Origin of the sequence: Bacteroides sp. AM54-2NS, assembly GCF_003602935.1 — a bacterium.
Classification (GTDB): domain Bacteria; phylum Bacteroidota; class Bacteroidia; order Bacteroidales; family Bacteroidaceae; genus Bacteroides; species Bacteroides xylanisolvens.
In genome coordinates this window covers 1-612 of sequence record NZ_QTMZ01000147.1, presented here as the reverse complement: position 1 = coordinate 612, position 612 = coordinate 1, and the positions used below count along the sequence as shown (strand labels likewise).

General features: G+C 43.8%; 2 protein-coding genes. Both read left to right on the top strand.

What is annotated here, in order from left to right:
- Window positions 1-151: 151 nt before the first annotated feature.
- Window positions 152-436 carry an IS66 family insertion sequence element accessory protein TnpB gene (locus DXA05_RS26230; protein WP_284515719.1) on the top strand — a complete coding sequence of 95 codons (285 nt, stop codon included), beginning with the start codon at window positions 152-154 and terminating at the stop codon, window positions 434-436.
- A gap of 3 nt (window positions 437-439) precedes the next feature.
- Window positions 440-612 (top strand): IS66 family insertion sequence element accessory protein TnpB (gene tnpB / locus DXA05_RS26225; RefSeq protein WP_049703630.1); only part of this gene is annotated, 173 nt, incomplete at its 3' end.

Here is a 612-nt window from a genome sequence, read left to right as displayed (position 1 = left end):
GTAAGCATTCGATAAACTCCCCCTTTCATTCTAAAAATGTGATATTACTTTTGTAATCAAAGTAAAAAAGCTCAATTGTTATGTCACATCAATGGACCATGGAAGATTTTGAATCTATTTATTCCCGTTTCAGTCGAGCGGACTGTCAGTTATGGATTTTTGTTCGAATGAATGTATTCGTCCCAAACGTTTCTACGAGTGGCGTTCCAAGCTGTTGCGCAAAGGCGGCTTTATCCCGGTAAAGGTAAACAGTAAGGGCCAGGTCAGTCTTCCCCATAAGGAGAAATCCCTGCTGTCTGCCCCTCCGGTCAGCCCGTCGCCAATTCCCCAGCCGCTATGTGAGATCTCCTATCCCAATGGCGTCACAGTCCGCTTGAACAGCCCTTTGTCACCGGAGGTATTGCAAACCCTGATATTTTTGAATTCAAACCGTTAGCCTATGTTTTCTTTGAATGAATCCAACAGATATTATCTTTACCCGTATCCGACAGACATGCGTAAGAGTTTTTATACGCTTAGCGGCATCGTGACCAACCAGATGGGAAAGAATGTACGGGACGGTGACGCTTTCATTTTTATCAATGCGAATTGTACCTGTATGAAAATCCTCCA

What these genes read in the sequence shown, in the direction of transcription:
- DXA05_RS26230 (WP_284515719.1), top strand. Translation starts at nt 152, where the DNA reads ATGGATTTTTGTTCGAATGAATGTATTCGTCCCAAACGTTTCTACGAG.